The organism is Nonomuraea sp. NPDC000554 (assembly GCF_040300065.1).
Classification (GTDB): Bacteria; Actinomycetota; Actinomycetes; order Streptosporangiales; family Streptosporangiaceae; genus Nonomuraea.
In genome coordinates, this window is record NZ_JBEPDC010000010.1 from 99,347 (window position 1) to 124,392 (window position 25,046).

Below are 25,046 nucleotides of genomic sequence, written 5' to 3' on the forward strand. Positions count from 1 at the left end.
CCCTGTGCCAGGGGTGACCGAGAACCGCCCCGGCGCGAGCGCGCCGGGGCGGTGCCGTTCCTCGACTAGCGGCGCATCGTCGCCACGGCGGCCCTGAAGCCGTCGCGCGGGTGTTCCATCTCGCCCAGGGAGATGGTCTCCCGCTTGAAGAACAGCGCTAGGGTCCAGTCGACGACGACACGGACCTTGCGGTTCAGCGTCGGCACCCGCGACAGATGGTAGGTGCGGTGCATGAACCACGCAGGGAATCCGCGAAGCTTGACGCCATAGACGTTGGCGACCCCCTGGTGCAGGCCCAGTCCGGCCACCGATCCGACATACTTGTGGCGGTAATCGACCAGCTTCTCCCCGCGCAGGTGCCGGACGATGTTGTCAGCCAGCACCTTGGCCTGGCGGACGGCGTGCTGGGCGTTGGGCGCGCAGTACTGGCCCGGGTTGGTCACGTCGGGCACCCCGGCGGCGTCGCCGGCGGCGAAGGCGTCCTTGACCCCCGCGATGGTCAGCATGGTCGTGGTCTTGATCCGGCCGCGCTCGTCGAGCGGCAGGTCGGCGTCCTTGACGACCGGGCTGGGCTTGACCCCGGCGGTCCAGACGAGGGTCTCGGCGTCGAACTCCGAGCCGTCGGAGAGCACGACGTGGCCGCCCTCGCACGACTCCAGCCGGGTCTCCAGCTTCACCTCGATGCCGCGCTCGCGCAGCTGCTCCAGCGTCCACTTGCCCATCTCGGGGCCGACCTCGGGCAGCACCCGGTTCGTCGCCTCCACCAGCACCCAGCGGATGTCCGAGGGCCTGATGTTGCGGTAGTAGCGGGTGGAGTGCTTGGCCATGTCCTCCAGCTCGGCGAGCGCCTCGACGCCCGCGAAGCCGGCGCCGACCACCACGAACGTCAGCGCCCTGCGGCGCACCTCGGGGTCCTCGGTCGACTCGGCCACGTCGAGCAGGTGCAGCACCCGGTTGCGCAGCGCGATGGCCTCGCCCACGGTCTTGAAGCCGATGCCGATGTCGGTGAGGCCGGGGATCGGCAGCGTCCGCGAGATCGACCCCGCGGCCATCACGATCACGTCGTAGGCCACCTCGCGCGGCTCACCCTCCGCTGGCTGGAAGGTGACGGTCCGCGCGGAGTGGTTCACCTTGGTGACCGTGCCGTTGAGAACCTGCACCTTCGGCAGGATCCGCCGCAGCGGCGCGACCACGTGCCGGGGCGACAGGTTGCCCGCCGCCGCCTCCGGGAGGAACGGCTGGTAGGTCATGTAGGACTGAGGGTCGATGATGGTGATGCGCACAGAGCGGTCGCGCAGCTGGCCGCGGAGTCTGTGCTGGAGCCGGAGCGCCGTGTAGAGGCCGACGTAACCACCGCCGACGATCAAGATGTGCTTGTTCATCTTGAGGACCATCCCTCGTGGAGCTTGTGAAAGCATTCACAAGCCTATGTCAGATGGGTCCGGAAAGCCAATGCGGAGAGCATGCAGCGCGTCACACCGCCAACTCCCTGGCCCTGGAGAAGAGCGCGTCGAGCATCTCGGCGGTCACCTTCCCGGTGAAGGTGTTCTGCTGGCTCGGGTGGTAGCAGCCCAGCAGGGTCACCGGCGTTCCCTCGTACTCGACGCCGACCTCCGCGCCGTGCCCGAACGGCGGCCTACTGCGCGGCAGCGCGTACCCCGCGTCCCTCAGCGCGGGCCAGACGGCCTGCCAGGCGTACCCGCCCAGCGCCACCACCACCCGCACGCTCGGCGCCACCAGGGCCAGCTCCCGCGACAGCCACGGGAAGCAGGCCGCCCTCTCCTCCGGGGTCGGTTTGTTGGCGGGTGGCGCGCACCGCACCGACGCCAGCACCCGCGCGCCGATGAGCCGCTGCCCGTCACCGGCGTGCGTGCTCGTCTCCTGCGCGGCCAGCCCCACGCGGTACAGCGAGGCGAACAGCCAGTCGCCGCTGCGGTCGCCGGTGAAGATCCGGCCGGTCCTGTTGCCGCCGTGCGCCGCCGGGGCCAGGCCCACGAGCAGGACCCGCGGCCGCTCGTCCCCCCAGCCGGGAACCGGACGGCCCCAGTACGTCTCGTCCATGAACGCGCGCCGCCTCACCTCGGCGACGTCCTCCCGCCACTCCACCAGACGCGGGCAGGCACGGCAGACGGACTGCCTGGCCGTGAGCTCCGCGAGGGTGCCGCTGGTGGCGGCGAGACGGCGCACGTCCACGGGGTCGTGGGCGACCGGGGTGTCAGCGGTCGCAGGGTCGCCGGGCCAGCCGGTGCCAGGAGGTACGAAGCTCATGACACCGATGCTGCCCGATCACCGGGACTTCAACGGCGTCGGCACCGGCGACGGGCTCTCCATGGGCTTGACCGGCGGGGCGTCCGTCGCTTTGGCCGTCGGGCAGCTCGGCGGGGCGAGCGCGGTGGTCGACTCGTCCGCGCCCTCGTCGGCGACCAGCGGGAGCGGGTAGCGGTTGAGAATCGGCTCGCCGCACGAGCGGTCGACCTTGTACCCGTAGAACTCCGGGTTGGTGGTGACCGGCTTGCCGTCCTGGTCGTAGAGGTAGACGTCGGTCAGCGGGGTGCCGTCCTTGGCGTACGGCTTGATGTTGTAGACCTCGTCGCCAGGCGCCGACACGGTCGCCATGGTCACCTGCGAAGAGTCGGAGGAGTTGTAGGCGTCGAGCCGTTCCGAATCCTCGGCGATCCCCATAAACCCGCCGATCAGCGTCAGCGCGGCGACCGCGTTGACGGCCACCACGAACGGCATCAGCATCCGCCCGCGCGCCCGGCTGCCGAACCAGACCGAGACCCAGATGCCCACCCCTACCGCGACCCACTCCAGCACGTTCTCCGGCACGAGCCTGCCGTTGTAGACCGCCGAGAACACGAGCATGGTCAGCAGGTAGCCGCGCAGCACCCACCACCCGGGCCGCAGCTCGGGCAGGAAGGCCACCAGACGGCTGTAGGGCGCGGAACCCAGCATCAGCACGTGCAGAGCCCTCACCCGCTCCCGGACGCGGACACGCCCCCTCTGGCGGCTCGACGGCCGGCCCCCGTAGGCGGCCACGAGCTCCTCCGCGTACGCCTCCGGCGGCCCGAGCCGCTCCTCCAGCGGCACGTCCGACTCGGCCGCGATCTCGGCCAGGTGGTCGTCGAGGTCCTCCAGCAACTCCTCCCGCTCGGGGTGTTCCGCGAGAGCATCCCGGACGGCCTGTGCGTACGCGTCGGGCGTGGTCATGCGTGCCCCTCCTTGAGCAGGGAATCCATCGTGGCTGAGAACGAGGCCCAGGTCCTGGCCGACGAGGCGTACATGCTCCGGCCGACGTCGTTGAGCCCGTAGTACTTGCGGTGCGGACCTTCGTCGGAGGCCACCACATAGGAGTTGAGCGCTCCCGCCTTGAACAGGCGGCGCAGCGTGCCGTACACCGACGCGTCGCCCACGTCGTGGAGGCCGGCCTCCCTGAGCCTGCGCACGACGTCGTAGCCGTAGCCGTCGCGCTCGTTGAGCACGGCCAGCACGGCCAGGTCGAGCACGCCCTTGAGGAGCTGGCTGCTATCCATGCATGCACACTACTGTGCAAAGCGAAGTAGCGCCAACAAGAAACCGGGTGGCGCCCGAAGGCACCACCCGGTTCAGTTCACGCGATTCAGGCTGTTCAGGCCTTGGGCGGGCAGGTCACCGCGAAGGTGGTCGCACCCGAGGACACGTTGTCCGGGCTGAACACGACGAGCTGAACGGAGCCGGTGGTCTCCGAGGCACCGTGGGTGCCTCCGATCCCCCAGGTCACGTCCACGCTGCCGTTGACCTGACGCTCCAGGTCGGGCATCTCGCGCTTGCCGTTGACCACCCAGTAGTACTTGACGGTGGTCGGGGCGGAGCTGGAGATCGTCGCCTTGAAGTCGACGCCGGGGCCACGCTTGTCGGCGCACATGTCGTTGCGCTGACCCGCCACGGCCACGGACGAGACCGTCACGTTGGGCTTCGGCGCCTCGCACGCGGCGTAGGACTGCGTGATCGAGTCGCTGTTGTTCGGCCCGAAGACCGTCAGCGTGACCTTGCCGCCCTTGGTGGCGTCGCCGGTGAGCACGCGGTCCGGCAGGTCGATGGTCTCGGAGCCGCGGTCACGGAACACGCTCTCGCCCCTGAGGACGGAGTCGCCGTTGACCGACCACACCCAGCGGACCCGCGCGGGGCCGGTCGAGCTGAGGGTGGCGTGCGCGCCGACCTTGCAGCCGTCGTTGTTGGTGCCGGTCACCAGGTTGGAGACCGAAACCCTGTCGGACGGAGCCTCGGACTTGCACCAGACCTTGTAGTAGGCCCGGTTGGACACGGTGCGGTCGGGGCCGAGGATCTCCAGGACAGCCGAGCCGCGCTGGCTGTGGCGCGGGGAGAGGCCGAAGGCCACCTTCCGCGTGTTCCACACCTTGACCCGGCCGTAGTCGACGACGTCACCGTTGAGCACCCAGCGGTACCTGACCCAGGTCGGCTGGTCGGTCTTGATCAGACCAACGAAGTCGATCTTGTCGCCAGGAGTACACGGGCCGACGTACGAGTCGGGGTCCGCCCAGGCGCGGGCGGAGATCGACACGTCCTTGTCGTTGTGGCTGTTGCCGATGTCGACGCAGGAGACCGAGAAGTAGCCCTTCTTGGACGTCACCTTGCGCGGACCGAGGACCTGGATGGCCTCCCAGCCCTTGACGTCGTCCTTGAAGGACAGCGTCTCGCTGACCTTGATGGACTTGGTCCCGTGGCCCTTGAGCTTGACAACCTTGACCTTGCCCTTGGACCCGTCACCGTGGAGCCAGCGGTAGGCGAGTTCGGTCTTGCCCGAGAGCTTGACCTTGATCGTCGACGACAGCTTGACGTCGACGGGGCAGGACCCCTGGTAGTCGCCGCTCGACGCCTTGGGCGTGGAGACCGAGACCCTGGTCTTCGCCTTGGCGGCCGTGGCCGGGGTGGCCTTGGCCGCCGAGGTCGTCGTCGCCGCCTGGGCGGAGGTGGCCATCAGCCCCGTCACCATGGCGGCCAGCACGGCGGTGGAGGCGCCGAACGCCGCCGCCTTACGTGCTAACACAACGGACTTCATGTGAGAGTGCTCCATTCCGTGAGGGAAAAGACGCGCTCGGGAACGGTCGCCACGCCGGCACCTTCCGTGCACGGCGATATGGCAAAGCCCCCGTAATGCCCCTTTACCTAATCATAAAACTGATTGCACACTCAACACAGGCAAACACCGGAAATGTCCGGATTTAGCGACTTTTCTGATCGATAGACAGGGCAATACCGTCGAGGATGTCGTGTTCGCTGACCACGACCTGCGCAAACGCAAAACGCCTGACGATACGGTCCAGAATCAGGGCCCCCGCGCCAATCACGTCGACTCGCCCGGGATGCATGACGGGTATCGCGGCTCGTTCACCATGGGTCATCGCGAGCAGCCGCCGCGTCACCTCGTGAACCTGCTCGGCGCCGATCCGTGAGTGATGAATCCGCTCCGGATCGTAGGCGGGCAGCCCGAGCGCGATCCCCGCGATCGTCGTCACGGACCCCGCCAGCCCCACCAGAGTGTGCGCGTCGCCCACCGGCACCGCCTCCGACACGCTGTCGAGCGCGGCCTCGATGTCGGCCACCACCGCCTCCAGCGCCGCCGCCGACGGCGGGTCGCCCGCGTCGCGCAGGTGCCGCTCGGCCAGCCGGACGCAGCCGATGTCGACCGAGAGCGCCCCGTAGACGTGCTCGGAGCCGACCACGAACTCCGTCGAGCCGCCGCCGATGTCGACGACCAGGTACGGCGGCAGCGGCCCCTCCGGCATGCCGGTCTCGGGCGACAGCCGGGCCAGCCCCTTGGTCGCCCCCTCGAAGGAGAGCTCGGCCTCCTCCGCGCCGCTGATCACCTCCGGCTCGACCCCGAAGATCTCGCGCACGCCGTCGACGAACTCGTGCCGGTTGGCCGCGTCGCGGGTCGCGCTGGTCGCCACCACCCTGGTGGCGCTCGCGCCGTGCCGGTCGATGAGCTCGCGGTAGCCGCGCATGGCGGCGAACGTCCGCTCCAGCGCGTCGGGCGCCAGCCGGCCGGTGCGGTCGACGCCCTGGCCCAGCCGGACGATCTCCATCCGGCGCTCGACCTCGACCAGCTCCTCGCCGCCGAGGTCGGCGACCAGCAGGCGCACCGAGTTGGTGCCGCAGTCGATGGCGGCTACACGCATGGCCCGTCGCTCCACCACTCGGGGAGGGCGTCGAGCGCCTCCCGTCCGATCGGGTTGGCGCCGGGCGCGGCCAGCTCGTGCGCGACGAGCGCGTGCAGGCACTTCACCCGGTGCGGCATGCCGCCGGTGCTCTGCATGTCGGGCGGCAGCGGGGCCATGCCCTCCTCCTGGGCGGCCTTGTCGCGCCTGGCGAGGTAGTCGTCGTGCGCGGCCTGGTAGGCGGCGGCCAGGTCGGGGTCGGTGGCGAGCCTGGCCTGCATCTCCCGCATCAGGCCCGACCCCTCCAGCGTGCCGATCGCGGAGGCCGCCTTCGGGCAGGTCAGGTAGTACAGGGTGGGGAACGGCGAGCCGTCGGGCAGCCGTGGCGCGGTCTCCACCACGTCGGGGTTGCCGCACGGGCAGCGGTGAGCCACCCCGCGCAGCGCTCTGGGCGGGCGCCCGAGCTGCCGCTCGACCGCCTCCACGTCGCTACTTTCCAACAGTCTCTTTCTCCCCTGTGCCCGCTCTCTGGCCCCGGCCGGTGTCGGCGGCCTGAACGGACTGCCACAGTGTCTGGTACCACGGCGGAGGCTCGACCGCCTGCTTCACGGCCGCCTGGCCGGTGCCCGGGTCGGAGTCCATCACCACGAAGCACTTCTCACCCGGCCCGCAGTAGTGCAGCTGCTCCTTGGCCGTGCGCTTGATCCAGTTCGGGTCGCGGATCTGCTGCGCCTGCCTGAGCAGCTCCTGCCGCTCGGCCTCCACCCCCGCCCGCTCCTCCTGGAGTGCCAGGATCGCCCGGCGCTGGGCGATGTACTCGCGCACAGGGTAGGCCAGGCTCATCGCGATCGCGCACACCACGACCGCGAGAATCGCGGCCCGTCCGGTCAGCTGCGGTCTCTTCGCCAATGCCGTACACCCCCCATGTCCGCTTCTGTACGGCTTGCGGCGGATGCGCGCCGCAAGCCGTACCCGAAACTAGCGCTGGAAGCGCGGGAAAGCCCCGCGACCCGCGTAACGGGCGGAATCGTCGAGAATTTCCTCGATGCGCAGCAGCTGGTTGTACTTGGCCACGCGGTCGGAGCGGGCCGGGGCGCCGGTCTTGATCTGGCCGCAGTTCACCGCGACGGCCAGGTCGGCGATGGTGGTGTCCTCGGTCTCGCCGGAACGGTGGCTCATCATGCACCGGTAGCCGCTGCGGTGGGCCAGCTCGACGGCGTCGAGGGTCTCGGACAGGGTGCCGATCTGGTTCACCTTGACGAGCAGCGCGTTGGCGGTGCCCTCCTTGATGCCGCGCTCCAGCCGCTCGGGGTTGGTGACGAACAGGTCGTCGCCGACGAGCTGGACCTTGTCGCCGAGGGCCTCGGTGATGGCCTTCCAGCCCTGCCAGTCCTCCTCGTCGAGCGGGTCCTCGATGGAGACGAGCGGGTAGGCCTCGACCAGCTCGGCGTAGAAGGCGATGAGCTCCTGCGCCGACAGGCCCTTGCCGTCGATGGTGTAGACGCCGTCCTTGTGGAACTCGGACGCGGCCACGTCCAGGGCCAGCGCGATGTCCGCGCCGGGGGTGTAACCGGCGCGCTCGATGGCGACCAGGATCAGGTCGAGGGCGTCGCGGTTGGACGGCAGGTTCGGGGCGAAACCGCCCTCGTCGCCCAGGCCGGTGGCGTACCCCTTCTCCTTCAGCACGCTCTTGAGCGCGTGGTAGACCTCGGTGCCCATGCGCACGGCCTCGCGGAACGACTCGGCTCCGATCGGCGCGATCATGAACTCCTGGATGTCGACGTTGGTGTCGGCGTGCGCGCCGCCGTTGAGGATGTTCATCATCGGCACGGGCAGCACGTGCGCGTTCGGCCCGCCCACGTAACGGAACAGCGGCAGGTCGGCGCTGTCGGCGGCGGCCTTGGCCACGGCCAGCGAGACGCCCAGGATGGCGTTGGCGCCCAGCTTGGACTTGTTCGGCGTCGCGTCAAGATCGATCATGGTCTGGTCGACGATGCGCTGGTCCTCGGCCTCGACGCCGTGGATCTCGTCGAAGATCTCGTCGGTGACGGCGAGCACGGCCTTCTCCACGCCCTTGCCGCCGTACCGGTCGCCGCCGTCGCGCAGCTCAACGGCCTCGAACTGGCCGGTGGACGCGCCGCTCGGCACGGCCGCGCGGCCACTGCTGCCGTCGTCGAGGACCACCTCGACCTCGACCGTCGGGTTGCCCCGGGAGTCGAGGATCTCGCGAGCGTAAACGACCTCGATGGTAGCCACGGGATGCGCTCCTAAATCGAAAGGCAATATGCCTTCAGAGCCTATCGGTACGGCTACTGGGTCAGTTCGAGGCTCCAGACCCGCATCTTGCCGCCGACGCTCGCGACCGCGGCCTGCTTGCCCTGCACGACGCCCACGGCCAACGCGGTGACCTTGCTGTCGTCCGAGTCCGGCAGCAGCGCCTCCTCCGGCTGGCAGGTGGCCGCGTCCCACACCTGCAGGCCGCGCCCGGCGCCGATGACCAGGCCGCGACCGTTCGCCTCGGCGACGGCCACGTCGGTGAGGCCGGGGGCCGCGATCCTGCAGGTGAGCTTGCCGCTCCGGTAGTCGTACAGGTCGGCGCCCGCGCCCCGGACGACGACGGCGAGCGGCTGGCCGGAACGGGCGGCCACCCGCAGGACCTCGCCCCGCGTGGGGAAGCGGACACCCTTGGCCTTGTCCCACGGGTGGACCATCTGGACTCCGCCACCCGGCGCGCTGACGGCGACCGTCCCGCTCTCCGGCGCGGCCAGGCCGGTGATCTGGCGGCCGGCCTTGAAGAACCTGCCGGACTTCGTCGCCGTCTGGAGGTCCCATGGCTGCACCATCCCGTCCGCGCAGCCGACCACCGCGGCGGGGCCCTCCGCGCGCCGCACGACCGTCAGGCGCGCCTCGCCCCGGCACGCGGCGAAGCCGTTGGGCGACCGTTCGCCCTTCGGGAACCAGTGCCACACCTGGCCGTCGCCGCTGGTCCAGGCGAGCGAGGTGGTGCCCGCGGGCGCGACCTTGGCCGTGCCTTCCGGAGCGGCCGCGCTCGTGCCGGCGGCCTCGTCCGGCCATTCGACGAACTCCAGCGAGGCGACGTCCTTCGCGGCCTTCGGCGTGGTGGCCACGCGCTTGCCGGTGACGGGGTCCCACAACTCGACGCCCTTCCGGCCGCCCGCGGCCACCACCGTCCTGCCCTCCAGCGTGCCCACCGCGAGCGCGGTGACGGGGTCGCCGCCGCCGAACACGGGGCCGAACTGCTCGGCGAAGGTGGGATGCGCCGTCCCTGGCGACTCTCCGGCGGCCACCTGTCCGTTGCGCCACAGCAGGCCGATCGTGACGCCGCCGACCAGCAGCACGCTCACCCCGCCCGCCACGATCGCGCGGCGGCCGCGGGCCGCGGCCGTGGCAGGAGTGCGGGCCCGAGCCGAGCCGGTGACCGGGCGCGGCGCCGTGGAGCGGGCGAGCGCCGGGTCCGTGCCGGCCACGCGTTCCCTGGCGGGCTCCGCCTCCCCGTCCACGCCGCGAGCGCGTGCCCTCTGGGCCGAGCGACGCGCGGGCTCCGCCTCCCCGTCCGAGCTGTACGCGCGTGTGTCCTGGTCCGAGCGACGCGCGGAACCCGCCTCTTGCTGGGCCCGCGTCAGGAAGCCGTCGTCGTCGCCGTTCCCGGTGCCTGCCAGCAGCGACAGCAGCACGGCGGCGGCGTCGGGCCGGTCGGCGGGCTCCTTGGCCAGGCAGGCGGCCAGAAGGGAGCGCAGCGGCTCGGCCACGCCCGACAGGTCCGGCTCCGCGGTCAGGATGCGGTGCATGACCGCCGGGATCGACTCGCCGGCGAACAGCGCCCGGCCGTTGGCCGCGTACGCCATCGTGGCGGCCCAGGCGAACAGGTCCGAGGCGGGAGTCGCGGGCTCGCCGGCGATCTGCTCGGGCGCCATGTACGCGGGCGTGCCGACCACGGTGCTCGCCGTGGTGCCCGCCTCGGCGGCCTTGGCGATGCCGAAGTCGATCACCCTGGGCCCGTCGGGGCCGACGAGCACGTTGCTCGGCTTGAAGTCGCGATGCACGATGCCCGCCCGGTGGATGGCGGCCAGCGCGGCGGCGGTCCCCACGGCCAGCCGCTCCAGCGCGCCCCCCGTCCGCCGCCCCTGCCTCGACACCAGCTCCTGCAGCGACGGGCCCGGCACGTACTCGCTCACGATGTACGGACGGCCGGCCACCAGCCCCGACTCGATCACCCTGGCCGTGCAGAACGCCGCGACCTTCTGCGCCAGCACGATCTCCTGGTGGAAGCGCCGCGTGGCCCGCTCGTCGCCGAGCAGGCGGGCGTGCAGCACCTTGATCGCCACCTGGCGGCCGCGGGCGTCCTCAGCGAGGAACACCGACCCTTGGCCGCCGTCGCCCAGACCGCCGAGCAGCTCGTAGCCCCCGATCTCGCGCAGCTCGTCCGGAGCCAGTTCGCGCACCTGCACCACTCACATCTCCCCCTTTAGCCCCAAGGATCCTGACATTCAGCGCGCGGGTGCGCTACTTGATCTGGGGAGAGAGGGCTCAGGGGTCGCGCGACTCCCAGGCCCGCACCCGGTCGCGGTAGGCGCGGGCGGCGGCGCGCAGCTCGGCCTCGGCGTCGATGCCCGCCTCCTGGGCGCGGCGGACCAGGTCGAACAGCTCGCGCCCGACCCCCTGCCCGACCGCGGCGGCCAACCCTTCGGGCGCCCCGGCGCGTTCCGCCCGCCGGACGAGCTGGGCGGCCAGCGACAACGCAGGCTGGCCCATCGGGACGCCGTCGAGCAGCGACTCGCTCCCCTTGGACGCCCGCTCGGCCGCCTTGATGGCCTCCCAGTTGTCGTTGACCTCGTCGGCGCTCTCGGCCCGCACCGAGCCGAACACGTGGGGGTGGCGGCGCACCAGCTTCTCCACGATCCCGGCGGCGACGTCGTCCATGTCGAAGCCCTCGGCGACCCGCGCGTGGAACACGACCTGGAGCAGCAGGTCGCCCAGCTCCTCGCGGAGCGCCGGGTAGTCGCCCTGCTCGATCGTCTCCAGCACCTCGTAGGCCTCTTCGAGCAGGTACGGCACCAGCGACTCGTGGGTCTGCTTGCGGTCCCACGGGCACTCGACGCGCAGCCTGTCCATCACCGCGACCAGGTCGAGCACCCGGGCGCCCGGCAGGTCGTAGGAGCCGGGGACCACCTCGATCAGCGGCGGCTCGTCCAGCGCGATCGCGGCGTGCCCGAGGGCGCGCATGAAGTCCGCGTCGTCGTCGGCGGCCAGCCACACCACCGTCTCGCCGACCGCCTGCCCGGCCAGCGCGGACGCGTCAGGCGTGACCACGCTCACCTCGACGCCCGCCTCCGCCAGGTACGGCAGCTGCGGATGGTCGGCGGAGCCGGTCAGCACCCGGCCCGACCCGAGCGCCTGCCACGCCTGGTGGCTCAGCAGCCCGGGCGGGACCCGCGGCGAGGTGGTGACGACGATCAGCGGCACGGCTACCCCTGCTGCTGAGCCTGCTGCTGGGGCGGCTGAACCGGCTTGCCGAACCTGCCCGGGTCGACGAAGCCCTGCTGGCTGAACTCGCCGTAGCGGGGGTTGTAGACCGGGGTGATCGAGCCGAGCTCCTGGGTGAACTTGGCCTGGGCGTTCTGGTCTTCAGGGCCGCCCAGCTGGCTGCGCAGCTTGATCACGCCCAGCGTGGCCCGCAGGTAGCCGCGGGCGTCGGTGGGAGCGACCCCCTTGGACAGCAGGTTCATCTCGGGCGACTGCTGCTGGCCCGGGTCCTTCAGCGCGGCGTCGATCTCCGACTCGCTCACCTGGACGTTGTGCTTGGCCGCGATCTGCTTGTACGCGGCCTCGTTCGCCATCCGGAAGAGCACGAACTGGTTGATCGGCACGCCGAGCTGCGACGGCTCGATCTTGGCCTGCTTCAGGGCGGCCTCGTACTCCTGGACGTTCCTGTTCAGATCGCCCGTAGAGATACGTTCGTTCCCGACCACGGCCGCGGCACCGGCCTGCATGGGGGAGGAGCAGGCGGTCAGCGCGACGAAGCTCGCACCGACCGCGGCAGCGGCCACGGCCACTCGAATCGACTTCACGTGAGTCCCTTTCCGACAAAACCGCCGCTAGCTTACCCGTGCGGGCTCCAGGAACATCGCCTCGACCAGGTCACCGCACCATTTGAGCAGGTCGAGGTCGCGCAGCGGCTGCCCGCCGAGCGGCTTGGTCTTCGGCGCCGGAACCAGCAGGGTCTCGGCGGCGTGCTTGTAAATCGCCTTCTTGTACAGCCGGTCGAGGCGCACCTGCTGCGACTCCTTCAGCCTGGCCGGGCCGAACTTGATGTTCTGCCCCTGCAGGGTGACGTCGGTGAGCCCCGCCTGACGGGCCTTGATCCGGAAGCGGGCGACCTCCAGCAGGTTCTCCACCTCGACGGGCGGCTTGCCGTACCGGTCGGTCAGCTCGGCGCGGACCTCGTCGATGTGGATCTGCGTGGCGATCGCCGCGATCCGCTTGTACGCCTCCAGCCGCAGCCGCTCGGACGTGACGTAGTCGTGCGGGATGTGCGCGTTGATCGGCAGCTCGACCTTGACGTCCTGCTGCTCCTCCTGCACCTCGACGCCCGACAGCTTGGCCTTCTGCTCCTGGACGGCCTCGGCCATCAGCCGGACGTACAGGTCGAAGCCGACGCCCGCGATGAAGCCCGACTGCTCGGCCCCGAGCACGTTGCCCGCGCCGCGGATCTCCAGGTCCTTCATCGCCACGTACATGCCCGCGCCCATCTCGGTGTGCTGGGAGATCGTGGCCAGCCGCTCGTGCGCGGTCTCGGTCAGCGGCTTCTCCGGCGGGTACAGGAAGTAGGCGTAACCGCGCTCCCTGCCTCGCCCGACACGGCCTCTGAGCTGGTGGAGCTGCGACAGGCCGTAGTTGTCCGCGCGGTCGACGATCAGCGTGTTGGCGTTGGGGACGTCCAGGCCGGACTCCACGATCGTGGTCGAGACCAGCAGGTCGTACTCCCGCTCCCAGAAGCCCACCATGATCTTCTCGAGCTGGTGCTCGTTCATCTGCCCGTGCGCCACCGCGACACGCGCCTCGGGGACCAGCTCGCGCAGCCGCGCGGCCACCCGGTTGATCGAGGCCACCCGGTTGTGCACGAAGAAGATCTGACCGTCGCGCATCAGCTCGCGCCTGATCGCCGCCGCGATCTGCTTCTCCTCGTACGGGCCGACGAAGGTGAGGATCGGGTGGCGCTCCTCCGGCGGGGTGAGGATGGTGGACATCTCGCGGATGCCGGTCAGCCCCATCTCCAGCGTGCGCGGGATCGGCGTGGCGGACATGGCCAGCACGTCCACCTGGGTGCGCAGGTGCTTCATGGCCTCCTTGTGCTCGACGCCGAACCGCTGCTCCTCGTCGATGATGATCAGGCCCAGGTCCTTGAACCTGACCTCGGGGCTGAGCAGCCGGTGGGTGCCGATCACGACGTCGACCGCGCCCGAGCGGAGCCCTTCGAGGGTGCCCTTGACCTCGCCGTCGGTCTGGAAGCGGGAGATCGGCTTGAGCGAGACGGGGAAGCTGGAGAACCGCTCCGTGAACGTGGACATGTGCTGCTGCACCAGCAGCGTCGTCGGCACGAGCACGGCGACCTGCTTGCCGTCCTGCACCGCCTTGAACGCGGCGCGCACCGCGATCTCGGTCTTGCCGTAACCGACGTCGCCGCAGATCAGCCTGTCCATCGGGACGCCGCGCTCCATGTCGCGCTTGACCTCGTCGATGGCCTCGAGCTGGTCGCCGGTCTCGGCGTAGGGGAAGGCGTCCTCCATCTCGCGCTGCCACGGCGAGTCGGCCGCGAAGGCGTGGCCAGGGGAGGCCATGCGGGCGGAGTAGAGGCGGATCAGCTCGCCCGCGATCTCCTTGACCGCCTTCTTCGCCCGGGACTTGGCCTTCGCCCAGTCGGCGCCGCCCATCCTGTTGAGCGTGGGCGCCTCACCGCCGACGTAGCGGGTCACCTCGTCGAGCTGGTCGGTCGGGACGTAGAGCCGGTCGCCCTTGGCGTACTCGATGACCAGGTACTCGCGTGTCGCGCCCTGGACGGTGCGCTGCACCATCTCGATGTAACGGCCGACGCCGTGCTGCTCGTGCACCACGTGGTCGCCGACCTTGAGCTGCAGCGGGTCGACCATGTTGCGCCGCCGCGACGGCAGCCGGCGCATGTCCTTGGTGGACGCCTTCTGCCCGACGAGGTCCAGATGGGTGAGCACGGCCAGGTTCGGCGTGATGAACCCGTGCTCGAGCAGCCCGGTCGTGATGTGGACGACCTTGGGGTCGGGCGCCTTGTCCAGGTACTCCTGCAGGCGGGCGGGAACGTCCACGCCCTTGAGCACCTCGACCATCCGCTCGGCCGGGCCGTGCCCCTCGCTCAGCAGCACGACCGCCTTGTCCTCGGAGAGCCAGCCCTTGATGTCGGCCAGCGCCCTGGCGGTGTCGCCCCGGTACGCCTCGGAGTCCTGGGCGTCGAGCTCGATGCCGCCGCCGAACGGCGCGATCGTCCACCACGGCTGGCCCAGCACGTCGGCGTGCTGGCGGACGTCCTCCAGCGAGCGGAACGCCGCCGCGTCGAGGTCGATCGGCGCCTCACCGCCGGCCGCCGCGTTGATCCAGGACGCCTCCAGGAACTCCTGAGACGTGCGGACCAGTTCCTCGGCCCGGCCCCTGATCCGCTCGGGGTCGCACACGAACACCGCCGCCCTGGCGGGCAGGTGGTCGAGCAGCAGGTCCATCTCCCCCGCCAGCGCGGGCGCGAACGCCTCCATGCCCTCGACCGGCGTGCCCTCCGCGAGCTGGTCGAGCACCTCGGCCAGCGCCGGGTGCCGCTCGGCCAGCTCGCGCGCCCTGGCCCGCACCTCGCCGGTCAGCAGCAGCTCACGGCAGGGCGGCGCGAACAGGCCGTCCTGCGCCGCCTCCAGCGAGCGCTGGTCGGCCACCTTGAACCAGCGGATCTCCTCGACCGTGTCGCCCCAGAACTCCAGCCGCAGCGGGTGCTCCTCGGTCGGCGGGAACACGTCGAGCAGCCCGCCGCGCACCGCGACCTCGCCGCGCCGCTCCACCATGTCGACCCGGTGGTAGCCGTTCTCGACCAGCCGCTCCACGACCTCTTCCAGGTCGGCGTCGTCGCCCGCGCGCAGCCTGGTCGGCTCCAGGTCGCCGAGGCCCTTCACGATCGGCTGGAGCAGCGCCCTGACCGGCGCCACGATCACGTTGAGCGGCCCGGCGGCAGAGTCGTCCTTGACCGGGTGCGCCAGCCGCCTGAGCACGGCCAGCCGCTGACCCACGGTGTCGCTGCGCGGCGAGAGCCGCTCGTGCGGCAGCGTCTCCCAGGCCGGGAAGACGGCCACCGAGCTGGGCTCGATCAGGCTGGTCAGCGCGGCGGCGAGATCTTCCGCCTCGCGCCCGGTGGCGGTGACGGCCAGCACGGTCCGCTGGTCGTGCCCGGCCAGCGCGGCCACGCCGAACGGGCGCAGCGCCGACGGCGCGACCAGCGCGACGTCGCCGCCCTCTTCGAGAGCGGCGGCCAGCTTCGGGTCGGCGGCGACCAGTTCAAGCAGCCCGGAAAGACTCATCAGACACGCCCTCAGCCCCACGACGGCAACACGACCACCCCCGTCGGACTCGGTCGCGGGGGTTCTTCCGTCAAGACTACCCACCCGCCCCCTCCCCACCGCACCGCCTTTTCCCTGCTCGGGGCTGAGCGGGCAGTCACTGGCCGGACGCCTTGTACCCCGGGACGGACGGCCAGCGGACCGTGAGGACGACCGACTCCTCCTCCGCGTACCAGGAGTGATCCACGCCCTTGCCCCAGACCACGTAGTCGCCCCGCTCGGCCAGCAGCACGCTCCGGCCGGGAAGCTCGACCCTGAACCTGCCGCTGATGAGGATGAGAAGGGCGGTTCGCGTCTCGCCGCGCACCCATTCGGCGCGCTCGTCGCCCGGCGGGTGGACGCCCCACTTGATCTCGACGTCCTCGCTGTGTCGTGGGTCGCCCGGGGGTTTGAAGTGACCCAGGAGCCAGCCCTGCTCGCCCGGCGCGTCCAGATCGGCGTTGCCCACGTACACGGCTTCATCCACGGGCCAGGACGCTAGCAGGGAAATACCTTACTAAGAGCTATGAGTTGATTACTGTAGGTGGCATGTCTGATGTTCGGTCGGTCGCCCCGAGGGGCGATCTCTTTGGTCAACGGATCCGCGAGCAGTGGGCCGGCCAGCTCCACCGGCGGCTCGACGTGCTGGTCGCGGGGTGCGCGCACGGCGAGCCGCTGGCGCTGGACCGGATCGACACCAGGTGCACCGGCGTCGACGAGGACCTGCCCGCGATCAGGTACGCGATCGAGGAGCGGGCCGACCTCGCCACCTGGTCGCTGGGCGACCTGCGCTCGGTGGCGCTGCCCCCCAGGGCGTACGACGTGATCCAGCTCTCCTTCCTGCTGGAACGCATCCACCACGCCGAACTCGTCCTCGACAGGCTGCTCCGGGCGCTGCGCCCCGGCGGGCTGGTCCTGCTGCGCATGCGCGACCGCCGGTCCGCCTACGGGCTGCTCGACCGCGCCGTCCCCGCCTGGGCGAAGCGGCTGGCCTGGCGCCGTCCGGCTGCGGGCCGTACGGCGGAGCCGCTTCCGGCCGTCTACGAGCCGGTGACCTCCCGCGACGGCATGTACGCCTTCTGCCTCACCCGCGGCCTGCTGATCACCGACGACGAGACCACCACCAGCGGCCCCTCCATGGGCCGGATCGGCGCCGCTACCCTTTCCCTCGTCTCCAGGCTGACCCGGGGCCGGTTCACCGCCGCGCACGACGAGATCACCATGGTCATCAGGAAGCCGCAGAACCACTTCGCCCGGCTCATCTAGCGACACACCGATATGGCCGGTAGACTCCTTTCCTACCAATTCAATCGGAATAGTTGGGATGGCGGAACGTGGAGTGGACCCCCGACCCGCGCGAGCTGGCCGACCTCGAGCTGCTGCTCTCCGGGGCGTTCCGGCCGCTGACGGGATTCCTCGGCCACGACGACCTGCACGCGGTGCACGAACGAGGCACGCTCGCCGACGGCACCCCGTGGCCCGCGCCGGTCACGCTCCACCTGCCCGAGGAGGTGTCGGCCGGTGACGAGGTCAGCCTGCTCGACCCCGAAGGCGTCCCGCTCGCCGTGCTCACCGTGTCCGAACGGGAGCCCGACGGCCTGACCTCCGGCCCCGTCAGGGGGCTCGGCGCCCCCGAGCACGGCCCGTTCGCCAGGCTCAGGCGCACCCCGGCCGAGGTCCGCGCCGAGCTGGGCGGGCGTCCGGCGCTGGCCGTCACCATGCGCGGCCCGCTCGACGACCTCACCGAGGTCATCGCCACCGCCAAGGAGCTGGACGCGGTCATCGTGCTGCTCCCCCTGGCCTACGGCGAGGCGGGGCCCGGCGTGGTCAGGGCCGCGCTGCGCGCCAAGGATCAGCTGCCCGAGAGCACGCTCGTCGTCTCCGTCCCGCTCGCGCCGCGCGACGAGCCCGAGATCGACCTGGAGCTGCGTGAGCACGTCGCCACCGCCTACGGCGCCACGGAGCACCTGGCGGGGCCCGAGCCGATCACGCTGCCCGGCCCGCCGCACCGGCGCGGCCTCGTGGTGTTCTTCACCGGGCTGTCCGGCTCCGGCAAGTCGACCATCGCCAGAGGGCTGCGCGACGCGCTGCTCGAACTCGGCAGCCGCACCGTCACCTACCTCGACGGCGACGTGGTGCGCAGCCTGCTGTCCAAGGGGCTGACGTTCTCCAGGGCCGACCGCGACCTCAACATCCGCCGCATCGGCTTCGTCGCGGCCGAGGCCGCGCGCCACGGCGGGCTGGCCATCTGCGCCCCCATCGCCCCGTACGCCGCGACCCGCGAGGAGGTCCGGGAGCTGGTCGAGTCGGTCGGCGCCGACTTCCTGCTCGTCCACATCGCCACGCCGCTGGAGGAGTGCGAGCGGCGCGACCGCAAGGGCCTGTACGCCAAGGCCCGCGCCGGCCTGATCCCCGAGTTCACCGGCGTCTCCGACCCGTACGAGGAACCCGACGACGCGGACCTCACCATCGACACCACGGACGTCTCCGTCGAAGCGGCGGTCGGGCAGGTGCTCGGCGCGCTCCGGAGCGGAGGGTGGGTCCGGTGATCGACCTCCCCCTGATCATCGGGTCGTTCCTGGTCGCCATCGTCGTCGGGCTCACCGGCATGGGCGGCGGCGCGCTGATGACGCCGATGATGATGCTGTTCTTCAACGTCCCGCCGTTGGCCGCCGTCTCCAGCGACCTGGTCGCGTCGGCCGTGATGAAGCCGGTCGGCAGCGTGGTCCACCTGCGCCGCGGGACGGTCGACCTGCGTCTGGTCGGCTGGCTCTGCTTGGGCTCGGTGCCCGCCGCGTTCTGCGGCGTCTTCCTGGCCCGCGCCTTCGCCGTCGGCGACGGCGTCAAGTACGCGCTGGGCGTGGCGCTGCTGCTGGCCGTCGCGGGCCTGGCCGCCAAGTCCTGGCTCGCCGGACGCCGGGCCTCCACGTCCTCCACGTCGTCCACGTCGTCCACGGAGGGCTCCGCGGCGGGCTCGGGCCGTCTTGTCGTGCGACCTATTCCGACCGTACTGGTCGGTACGGTAGGCGGACTGGTGGTCGGGGTCTCCTCGGTGGGATCCGGGTCGTTGATCGTGGTGGCGCTGCTCGCCCTCTACCCGGCGATCAAGGCGAACGAGCTCGTCGGCACCGACCTGGTGCAGGCCGTGCCGCTGGTCACCTCGGCCGCGCTCGGCCACCTGCTGTTCGGCGACTTCCAGCTCGACCTCACCGTCTCGCTGCTCATCGGCTCGGTCCCCGGCGTCTACCTCGGCGCCCGGATCTCGTCCAGGGCACCGGGCGGCCTGATCAGGGCGATGCTCGCGATCGTCCTGCTCGCCTCGGCGCTCAAGCTGCTCGGCGTCGGCAACGCGGCCACCCTGTCGGCGCTCGCGGCGGCCGTCCTGGTCACGGTGGCGGGCTGGCGGTGGCGGGTCAGGGCCGCGGCACGCGCGTCGCGTGGAAGTACGGATCTCGCGCGAGCTCACTGAACGCCCGGTCGGCCCCCTGATCTGAGTCGAAGCTGGTGTTGCCGCGGGGAGCGTGCGGCGAGTCGAAGTACACCAGCGCCTTGATCTGCGGATACTGCTTGATCTGCGCGCGCACCGACTCGAAGAACCTGCGCTTGAACGAGGGGTCGCCCGGTCGCTCGAACACACCCCACTCCGCGACCATGACCGGCTTGCCGGGAAAGCGCCACTGCATCCACCGGTAGAACCCCGGCCAGCGGCCGAACTCCTTGCGGGTCTTGTTGACCAGCCCGTCGAAGTCGCGCACCCAGGAGTCGGCGTACGGGTCCATCGCCACCCAGTCGACCACGTCGTCGCCCGGGTAGAGCTGCTCGAACCACGGCTCGGACGCCCAGTTCGGGGCCCCCATGTAGGTCATCACCGTGACCGCGTTCCGCACCCCCTGCTCCCGCAGCCGCAGCACGACGTGCCGGTACATGGCCGCGTAGTCGGCGGCCTGCATGCCCGACCCGGGACCCGCGTCGACGTCGTTCTCCGGCTCGTGGTGGATGGTCAGGAAGAACCGCTCGGGGAAGGTCTGCCTGATGTGGGCGGCCAGGCGGTCGATCCTGTGGTCGATCGCGCCGGCGGCGATCTGCGCCCAGGTGTGATCGAACGACGGCTTCCAGTTGATCAGCAGCAGCCTCGGCCTGCCGGGGTCGCGCGCCAGGCCGATCTCCTGCTGGGTGGGAAAGAGCTCACTGCCCCGGTGGTAGACGTGCAGGACGTCGGCCGTGCCGTCCATGCGGGCCTCGGCGCCGCGCACCGCCTGGCTCGCGGGGGCGCCGGTGAAGACCTCGGGCGCGATACCCCACCAGGCGCCGCAGGACGGGATGAGCTTGTCGGTGACCGCACAGGCGGCCGAGCCGCTGACGCCCGCCCTGCCGTTCTCGGCCTGGCTGGACGTCTCCGTCCGCCTGGGAGCGCCCTGCGCCCCCGAGCAACCGGCCAGCATCAGCAGGGCGGTGCCGACCACCGCCATTTTCGGAAGAATTCGCCGTCGCCACAAAACCGTCCGACCCCCTTGTCGCTGAACCCCCGCCTTTTCACAGCTGAACCTTGCCATGTCGTTGCATGAACGTCAGCCGGAGCGGACGTTCGCGCAGGCTGTCGCAGCGACAAGGCCACCCAGAAATGTCCGTATAAATGGCGTTTGAATGGGGCGAAATTGCGACCACGCCGGAGAAAATCTTCAGTAATCGACCGAGGAAATGTCCGACGCCCCTATAGTGGGCGGACACCTCGACGTGACGCTGTGTCGCCATACGGCGACGTGGCGCACACACTCCAGGGAGATCGCTCCATGAGCCTGCCGCCGGACTCTCCGGCCCGCCGCTCCGGCTCCGACCTGGGAGAGCACCTCTCACTGCTACGCAGGCGCTGGCTGCTCCTCCTCGGGTTCACCCTGGCCGGCGGCACGGCGGCGCTGGCGCTCGCGCGGCTCACCCCGCCCTCCTACACGGCGACCAGCCAGGTCCTGGTCTCGCCCGTCGGCGTGCAGGAGCAGAGCAACCAGGTGACCAACCGCCAGCGTGAGAGCCTCAACCTCGACACCGAGGCGCAGGTCGCGCGCTCCTCCGTGGTGGCCGCCAAGGCCGCTGCCCTGGCGCGGGCGTCCGCTGTCGAACCCGTCACCGTCTCGGTGCCGCCCAACTCGGCCGTCCTGTGGCTCTCGGTCACCGCCGACGACCCCGCCCGCGCGGCGGCCCAGTCACGGGCGTACGCCGAGGCGTACCTCGCCAACCGCACCGAGACCGCGCAGGCGGCGCTGGCCGCGCAGCAGAAGGCCACGCTGGCCAAGCTCAAGCAGGTCAACACCGGCCTCGCCAAGGTGCTCACCGAGCTCACCACCCTGCGCAAGGGCAGCACCGAGCACCAACTGGCCACACACAAGCAGAGCGTCCTCAACCGGCAGGCGTACAGCCTCACGCTGCGCTACGACGCGTTGAAGACGGTCGCGATCACGCCCGGCTCGGTCATCAGCCCGGCCGCCCCGCCCACGGAGCCCAGCTCGCCCAGCCTGCCGCTGTACCTCGGCACCGGGCTCATGGCGGGCCTGCTGCTCGGCGCGGCGGCGGCGCACGTCCGCGACCGGCTCGACACCCGGCTGCGCACGCCCGCCGACGTCGAACGGCTCACCGGGATGGCCGTCATCGCCGACCTGTCCGACCCGAACGACCGCGCTGTGCTGCACGACATGGCCTCCACCGTGGTCGCCGCCTGCCCTGGCACGCGGCTGCTGGTCAGGCCGGTCCCCGTCGAGCTGGGCGCCACGCCCGTGGCCGCGGCGCTCGCCGCCACCACGCCGCTGTCGGTCATGACCGGGTGCGAGGTTGCCGACCTGGCCAGAGCCGACGCGGCGCTGCTGGTCATCGGCCTCGGCCGGGCCCGCGCGGAGCACGTGGCCGCCGCCGTCCGCCATCTGGCCAGGCACAACATGCCGATCATCGGCGCGGTCACCACGACGCCGCCCGCCGTCTCCACGGCCGTCCCGGCGCCGGAGCCGCGCCCGCACGCCTCGCTCGGCAAGCTCGTCGCGGGCCCCGAGCCCGACCGCGGCCTGCCGCCTGAGACCACGCCGATGCAAGCGCTCACACGGCCGCCGGGCGCGCCGCAGTGAGAGGCGCCGCGTGGCCGATCGGCGCCGTCGCAGGGAGAGGCGCCACGTGGCCGATCGGCGCGCTGCTCATCGGCTACCCGGTGTGGTGGGCGCTGGGCTTCGGCGGCCTCGCAGTGATCGTGCTGGCCGTGCCCATGGCGGCCATCCTGTGGCGGCGCCGGCCGATCAGGGTGCCGCGCGGATTCGGGCTGTGGCTGCTCCTGCTCGCCGGATACCTGCTGAGCGCGCTGACGCTGGCGGAGACACCGCCCGGCACGTACGGGGAGCTGAGCACGGGCCGCGTCATCGGGTACGGCATGCGCCTCGCCCTCTACGTCGCCCTCCTGATCATGGTCCTCTACCTGGGCAACCTGACCGAGCGGGAGCTGCCGCAGCTGCGGCTCGTGCGGATGCTCGGCGTGCTGTTCGTCACCACCGTCGCGGGCGGGCTGCTCGGCGTCTTCTTCCCCGGGTTCGAGTTCACGTCCCCGCTGGAACGGGTTCTGCCGGAGTGGATCAGCGGGAACCCGTTCGTCGAGAACCTGATCCACCCGACCGCCGCGCAGACACAGAAGGTGCTCGGCTACGCCTCGCCCAGGCCCGAGGCGCCGTTCGAATGGGCCAACGCCTGGGGCAGCAACGTGTCGGTGCTGCTGATCTGGTTCGTGGTCGGCTGGTGGGTGTACGGAGGGCGGCGGCGCAAGGGCGCCTCGGTCCTGCTGCTCGCCGCGGCCGCCGTGCCGATCGTGTACTCCCTCAACAGGGGTCTGTGGATCGGCCTCGGGCTGGGCGCGCTCTACCTGGTCGTCCGGCTGGGCGGGCGGGCCAGGGTGGCACTGGTGGTGGCCGCGGCGGCGGGGGCGCTGGTGTTCGCGCTCAGTCCGCTGGCCTCGCTGGTCGGGCAGCGGCTCGACAACCCGCACTCCAACGACATCAGGGCCTTCACGGTGTCGGCCACGATCGCCGCCGCCGCCCACTCGCCCGTCATCGGCTACGGCAACACCCGCAACGCGCTGGGCAACCAGAGCACGATCACCACCGGCAGGAGCGAGTGGTGCCCGGGCTGCGCCCATCCGCCGCTCGGCAGCGACGGTCAGCTCTGGCTGCTGCTCATCACCCAGGGGTTCGTGGGAGCGGCGCTGTACGTCGCGTTCTTCGCCGGCGCGATCCGCCGCCACTGGGCCGACCGCAGCCCGATCGGGCTCGCCGGGGTGCTGGTGATGGGGCTCGTGCTGCTCTACATGTTCGTCTACGACGGCCTGGTGACGCCGCTCAGCCTCTACCTCATCTCCTTCGCCCTCCTGTGGAGGAACAGCCTGAGGAACAGCGCATGAGCGACGCCCGGATCCGGCTGCGCTACCTGCGCGACACCGTACGCCTGCTCTACCCGGGCCCGGGGTCGCCGCGGGCGTACAGCGTGCTGCCGCATCCGGTCGTGCCGCGCCGCCTGGCGCCGCGGCGCTGGTGGCATCCCTCGCCGGTGGTGACGCTGCCTGTCGAGGGGTCGATCGACGCGTACCTGAGCGAGGTGTTCGGCGTCCCCGTCGAGTGCGTGGTGCGGGTGCGGCCGGCGCGGCGGGCCAACCGCAAGCCGGTCCTGGAGGCGTACTCCGGTGCTGAGTTGCTGGCGTTCGTGAAGGTCGGCGACACCGAGCAGGCCCGCGCGCTGGTCGCCAACGAGGCCGCCACGCTGGGCAGGCTGGCCGACGTTCCGCTGGAGACCGTCGTCCCGCCTGTCGTGCTCCATCACGGGGTCTGGCGGGAGCTGTCGGTGCTGGCCCTGTCGCCGCTGCCGGTCCGGCGCGGGCGGGTCTCCGCCGAACTGCTCACCAGGGCCGTCAAGGAGATCGCCGCAACGGGCGGCCCGGCTGATGGCACTGCTCGCGGGACGGCGGGCGACGCGGTGGGCGACACGGCGGGCGCGGCCTGGCATGGCGACCTGTCGTCCTGGAACATCGCGCCCTCCGGCGACGGGCGGTTGCTCGTGTGGGATTGGGAGCGCTACCAGGTGGGCGTCCCGTACGGGTTCGACGCCGTCCACCACTTCTTCCAGCGGGCGCTGCGCCGGATGGACCCGCCGACGGCCGCCCGGTCCTGCCTGGCGCAGGCCGTGCCGGTGCTCGCGCCCCTCGGGCTGTCGGCGGCGCAGGCGAGGCTGACCACGCTGCGCTACCTCATCGCGCTGGCCGACAGGCACGCCGCCGACGGTTGGGAGCCGCTCGGCCCGCCCGATACCTGGCTCAACCCGCTCGTCGATCATCAGGAGTTGCTCGCATGAAGGTCATGAAGCAGCCGGTGCTGTCCGTGTCGCGCACCGCCGGGAGGTTCACGTCCAGTGTCCGGCTTCTCCCGTCGTTCCTGATCGTGGGGGCGCAGCGGTGCGGCACCACCTCGCTCTACCGGGCGCTGACCCAGCATCCGCTGCTGCTCAAGCCGGTCCTGCACAAGGGCGTGCACTACTTCGACGTCGGCTACTCGCGCGGGCTGCCGTGGTACCAGGGCCACTTCCCGCTCCGGATGCAGGCCGCGCTGCTCGGGGGCCGGTACGGCGCGCGCCCGCTGGCGTTCGAGTCGTCGCCGTACTACCTGTTCCATCCGCTGGCCGGGGAGCGCATCGCCGCCGACCTGCCGGGGGTGAAGCTGATCGTCCTGGTGCGCGACCCCGTCGAGCGGGCCTGCTCGGCCCACGCGCACGAGCTGGCCAGGGGGTTCGAGACCGAGTCCAACTTCGAGTACGCGGTCGAGCTGGAGGCGCGGCGGTTGGCGGGGGCCGAGGAGGGCCTGCGGGCGCGTCCGTACTCGACGCACCAGTCGCACCGCCACCACGCCTACCTGGCGCGCGGCCGCTACGCCGCGCAGCTCGACCGGCTGGAGCCGCTGTTCGGCCGCGACCGGATCCTGGTGATCGACAGCCACCGCTTCTTCGCCGAGCCGGAGCGGACCTACGACCGGGTGCTGGACTTCCTCGGCGTGCCGCGACTGGGCTACCCGGCGTTCGAGCGGCACAACGGACGGTCGCTGCCGAGGCCGCTGCCGGACTCGGTCAGGCAGGCGCTGCGCGACCACTTCGAGGTGTACGACACGCAGCTCATTCCGTGGCTGGACGGCGAACCGTCATGGCGACGCTGACTCCCGGCCTCCACCGACTCGTGGCGGCACTCGGTGCGCGCCTCCACCGA

22 protein-coding genes are annotated in these 25,046 nt (G+C 71.2%); 7 read left to right on the forward strand and 15 right to left on the reverse strand.

Translation table 11 applies throughout. From position 1 onward, the window contains the following. Nucleotides 1-65: 65 nt before the first annotated feature. The 14 genes from ABT294_RS20345 to ABT294_RS20410 all read right to left on the reverse strand — a co-directional run bounded on the left by ABT294_RS20345 (nt 66) and on the right by ABT294_RS20410 (nt 16,268). On the reverse strand, nt 66-1,382 hold the full coding sequence (locus tag ABT294_RS20345) for an NAD(P)/FAD-dependent oxidoreductase (RefSeq protein WP_350807579.1): 1,317 nt from the start codon (nt 1,380-1,382) through the stop codon (nt 66-68). A 91-nt stretch (nt 1,383-1,473) separates the two neighbouring features. Then, the gene (locus ABT294_RS20350; RefSeq protein WP_350807580.1) at nt 1,474-2,268 is read right to left on the reverse strand and encodes a uracil-DNA glycosylase; all 795 of its coding nucleotides are present in this window, start codon (nt 2,266-2,268) and stop codon (nt 1,474-1,476) included. 18 nt (nt 2,269-2,286) lie between these two features. Further along, complete coding sequence (locus ABT294_RS20355; protein WP_350807581.1) at nt 2,287-3,210, reverse strand: hypothetical protein; 924 nt, start codon at nt 3,208-3,210, stop codon at nt 2,287-2,289. Continuing rightward, on the reverse strand, nt 3,207-3,533 hold the full coding sequence (locus ABT294_RS20360; RefSeq protein WP_350807582.1) for a PadR family transcriptional regulator: 327 nt from the start codon (nt 3,531-3,533) through the stop codon (nt 3,207-3,209). Before ABT294_RS20360 ends, ABT294_RS20355 begins: the two co-directional genes overlap by 4 nt. Nucleotides 3,534-3,628: 95 nt before the next feature. Further along, nucleotides 3,629-5,059: a hypothetical protein gene (locus tag ABT294_RS20365; protein ID WP_350807584.1), complete on the reverse strand. Its 1,431-nt coding sequence runs from the start codon at nt 5,057-5,059 to the stop codon at nt 3,629-3,631. Between the two features lie 163 nt (nt 5,060-5,222). Continuing rightward, nucleotides 5,223-6,179 carry a Ppx/GppA phosphatase family protein gene (locus ABT294_RS20370; protein WP_350807585.1) on the reverse strand — a complete coding sequence of 319 codons (957 nt, stop codon included), beginning with the start codon at nt 6,177-6,179 and terminating at the stop codon, nt 5,223-5,225. Next, a complete protein-coding gene (locus ABT294_RS20375) occupies nt 6,170-6,658 on the reverse strand; it encodes a DUF501 domain-containing protein (RefSeq protein ID WP_502912081.1) in 489 nt (162 codons plus the stop codon). Before ABT294_RS20375 ends, ABT294_RS20370 begins: the two co-directional genes overlap by 10 nt. Beyond that, nucleotides 6,648-7,067: an FtsB family cell division protein gene (locus ABT294_RS20380; protein ID WP_350807587.1), complete on the reverse strand. Its 420-nt coding sequence runs from the start codon at nt 7,065-7,067 to the stop codon at nt 6,648-6,650. The genes ABT294_RS20375 and ABT294_RS20380 overlap by 11 nt, the downstream gene beginning before the upstream one ends. Nucleotides 7,068-7,136: 69 nt before the next feature. Further along, entirely contained in the window at nt 7,137-8,414 is a 1,278-nt protein-coding gene (gene eno / locus ABT294_RS20385; RefSeq protein WP_350807589.1) for a phosphopyruvate hydratase, read from the reverse strand. 53 nt (nt 8,415-8,467) lie between these two features. Further along, nucleotides 8,468-10,630, reverse strand: a complete 2,163-nt coding sequence (locus ABT294_RS20390; RefSeq protein WP_350807590.1) for a protein kinase domain-containing protein — start codon at nt 10,628-10,630, stop codon at nt 8,468-8,470. Nucleotides 10,631-10,706: 76 nt separating this feature from the next. After that, nucleotides 10,707-11,642: a nucleoside triphosphate pyrophosphohydrolase gene (locus tag ABT294_RS20395; RefSeq protein ID WP_350807591.1), complete on the reverse strand. Its 936-nt coding sequence runs from the start codon at nt 11,640-11,642 to the stop codon at nt 10,707-10,709. Between the two features lie 2 nt (nt 11,643-11,644). Beyond that, nucleotides 11,645-12,247, reverse strand: coding sequence for a SurA N-terminal domain-containing protein (locus tag ABT294_RS20400; protein ID WP_350807592.1), 603 nt, complete (start codon nt 12,245-12,247; stop codon nt 11,645-11,647). Between the two features lie 27 nt (nt 12,248-12,274). Continuing rightward, nucleotides 12,275-15,763, reverse strand: a complete 3,489-nt coding sequence (gene mfd, locus ABT294_RS20405) for a transcription-repair coupling factor (protein ID WP_350807593.1) — start codon at nt 15,761-15,763, stop codon at nt 12,275-12,277. A gap of 136 nt (nt 15,764-15,899) precedes the next feature. Continuing rightward, a complete protein-coding gene (locus tag ABT294_RS20410; RefSeq protein WP_350807594.1) occupies nt 15,900-16,268 on the reverse strand; it encodes a cupin domain-containing protein in 369 nt (122 codons plus the stop codon). 62 nt (nt 16,269-16,330) lie between these two features. Between ABT294_RS20410 and ABT294_RS20415 the strand changes: the two genes are divergently transcribed. From ABT294_RS20415 to ABT294_RS20425, 3 genes are all read left to right on the forward strand, one after another. Further along, complete coding sequence (locus ABT294_RS20415) at nt 16,331-17,047, forward strand: class I SAM-dependent methyltransferase (RefSeq protein ID WP_350807595.1); 717 nt, start codon at nt 16,331-16,333, stop codon at nt 17,045-17,047. Nucleotides 17,048-17,115: 68 nt separating this feature from the next. After that, nucleotides 17,116-18,330, forward strand: a complete 1,215-nt coding sequence (cysC, locus tag ABT294_RS20420; protein WP_350807596.1) for an adenylyl-sulfate kinase — start codon at nt 17,116-17,118, stop codon at nt 18,328-18,330. After that, nucleotides 18,327-19,250 carry a sulfite exporter TauE/SafE family protein gene (locus ABT294_RS20425; protein WP_350807597.1) on the forward strand — a complete coding sequence of 308 codons (924 nt, stop codon included), beginning with the start codon at nt 18,327-18,329 and terminating at the stop codon, nt 19,248-19,250. The genes cysC and ABT294_RS20425 overlap by 4 nt, the downstream gene beginning before the upstream one ends. Here the strand turns inward: ABT294_RS20425 and ABT294_RS20430 are convergent. After that, nucleotides 19,195-20,250 (reverse strand): glycoside hydrolase family 26 protein, encoded by a 1,056-nt coding sequence (locus ABT294_RS20430; RefSeq protein ID WP_350807598.1) that lies wholly within the window; start codon nt 20,248-20,250, stop codon nt 19,195-19,197. The two genes, ABT294_RS20425 and ABT294_RS20430, sit on opposite strands and share 56 nt — an antisense overlap. A 321-nt stretch (nt 20,251-20,571) precedes the next feature. On the opposite strand from ABT294_RS20430, the gene ABT294_RS20435 reads away from it, so the two are divergent. From ABT294_RS20435 to ABT294_RS20450, 4 genes are read left to right on the forward strand one after another with little or no spacing between them, the layout of a single operon-like run. Continuing rightward, nucleotides 20,572-21,888, forward strand: a complete 1,317-nt coding sequence (locus ABT294_RS20435) for a Wzz/FepE/Etk N-terminal domain-containing protein (RefSeq protein WP_350807599.1) — start codon at nt 20,572-20,574, stop codon at nt 21,886-21,888. Next, entirely contained in the window at nt 21,885-23,201 is a 1,317-nt protein-coding gene (locus ABT294_RS20440) for a hypothetical protein (protein ID WP_350807600.1), read from the forward strand. The genes ABT294_RS20435 and ABT294_RS20440 overlap by 4 nt, the downstream gene beginning before the upstream one ends. Beyond that, nucleotides 23,198-24,145 (forward strand): hypothetical protein, encoded by a 948-nt coding sequence (locus tag ABT294_RS20445; protein ID WP_350807601.1) that lies wholly within the window; start codon nt 23,198-23,200, stop codon nt 24,143-24,145. Before ABT294_RS20440 ends, ABT294_RS20445 begins: the two co-directional genes overlap by 4 nt. Continuing rightward, nucleotides 24,142-24,996 (forward strand): sulfotransferase family protein, encoded by an 855-nt coding sequence (locus ABT294_RS20450; RefSeq protein WP_350807602.1) that lies wholly within the window; start codon nt 24,142-24,144, stop codon nt 24,994-24,996. Before ABT294_RS20445 ends, ABT294_RS20450 begins: the two co-directional genes overlap by 4 nt. Nucleotides 24,997-25,046 lie beyond the last annotated feature (50 nt).

Bases quoted from the DNA above. Each gene is read 5' to 3' on its own strand.
- ABT294_RS20345 (WP_350807579.1), bottom strand. From the start codon at position 1,382: ATGAACAAGCACATCTTGATCGTCGGCGGTGGTTACGTCGGCCTCTAC.
- ABT294_RS20350 (WP_350807580.1), bottom strand. From the start codon at position 2,268: ATGAGCTTCGTACCTCCTGGCACCGGCTGGCCCGGCGACCCTGCGACC.
- ABT294_RS20355 (WP_350807581.1), bottom strand. From the start codon at position 3,210: ATGACCACGCCCGACGCGTACGCACAGGCCGTCCGGGATGCTCTCGCG.
- ABT294_RS20360 (WP_350807582.1), bottom strand. From the start codon at position 3,533: ATGGATAGCAGCCAGCTCCTCAAGGGCGTGCTCGACCTGGCCGTGCTG.
- ABT294_RS20365 (WP_350807584.1), bottom strand. From the start codon at position 5,059: ATGAAGTCCGTTGTGTTAGCACGTAAGGCGGCGGCGTTCGGCGCCTCC.
- ABT294_RS20370 (WP_350807585.1), bottom strand. From the start codon at position 6,179: ATGCGTGTAGCCGCCATCGACTGCGGCACCAACTCGGTGCGCCTGCTG.
- mfd (WP_350807593.1), bottom strand. From the start codon at position 15,763: ATGAGTCTTTCCGGGCTGCTTGAACTGGTCGCCGCCGACCCGAAGCTG.
- ABT294_RS20415 (WP_350807595.1), top strand. From the start codon at position 16,331: ATGTCTGATGTTCGGTCGGTCGCCCCGAGGGGCGATCTCTTTGGTCAA.
- ABT294_RS20430 (WP_350807598.1), bottom strand. From the start codon at position 20,250: ATGGCGGTGGTCGGCACCGCCCTGCTGATGCTGGCCGGTTGCTCGGGG.
- ABT294_RS20435 (WP_350807599.1), top strand. From the start codon at position 20,572: ATGAGCCTGCCGCCGGACTCTCCGGCCCGCCGCTCCGGCTCCGACCTG.
- ABT294_RS20445 (WP_350807601.1), top strand. From the start codon at position 23,198: ATGAGCGACGCCCGGATCCGGCTGCGCTACCTGCGCGACACCGTACGC.
- ABT294_RS20450 (WP_350807602.1), top strand. From the start codon at position 24,142: ATGAAGGTCATGAAGCAGCCGGTGCTGTCCGTGTCGCGCACCGCCGGG.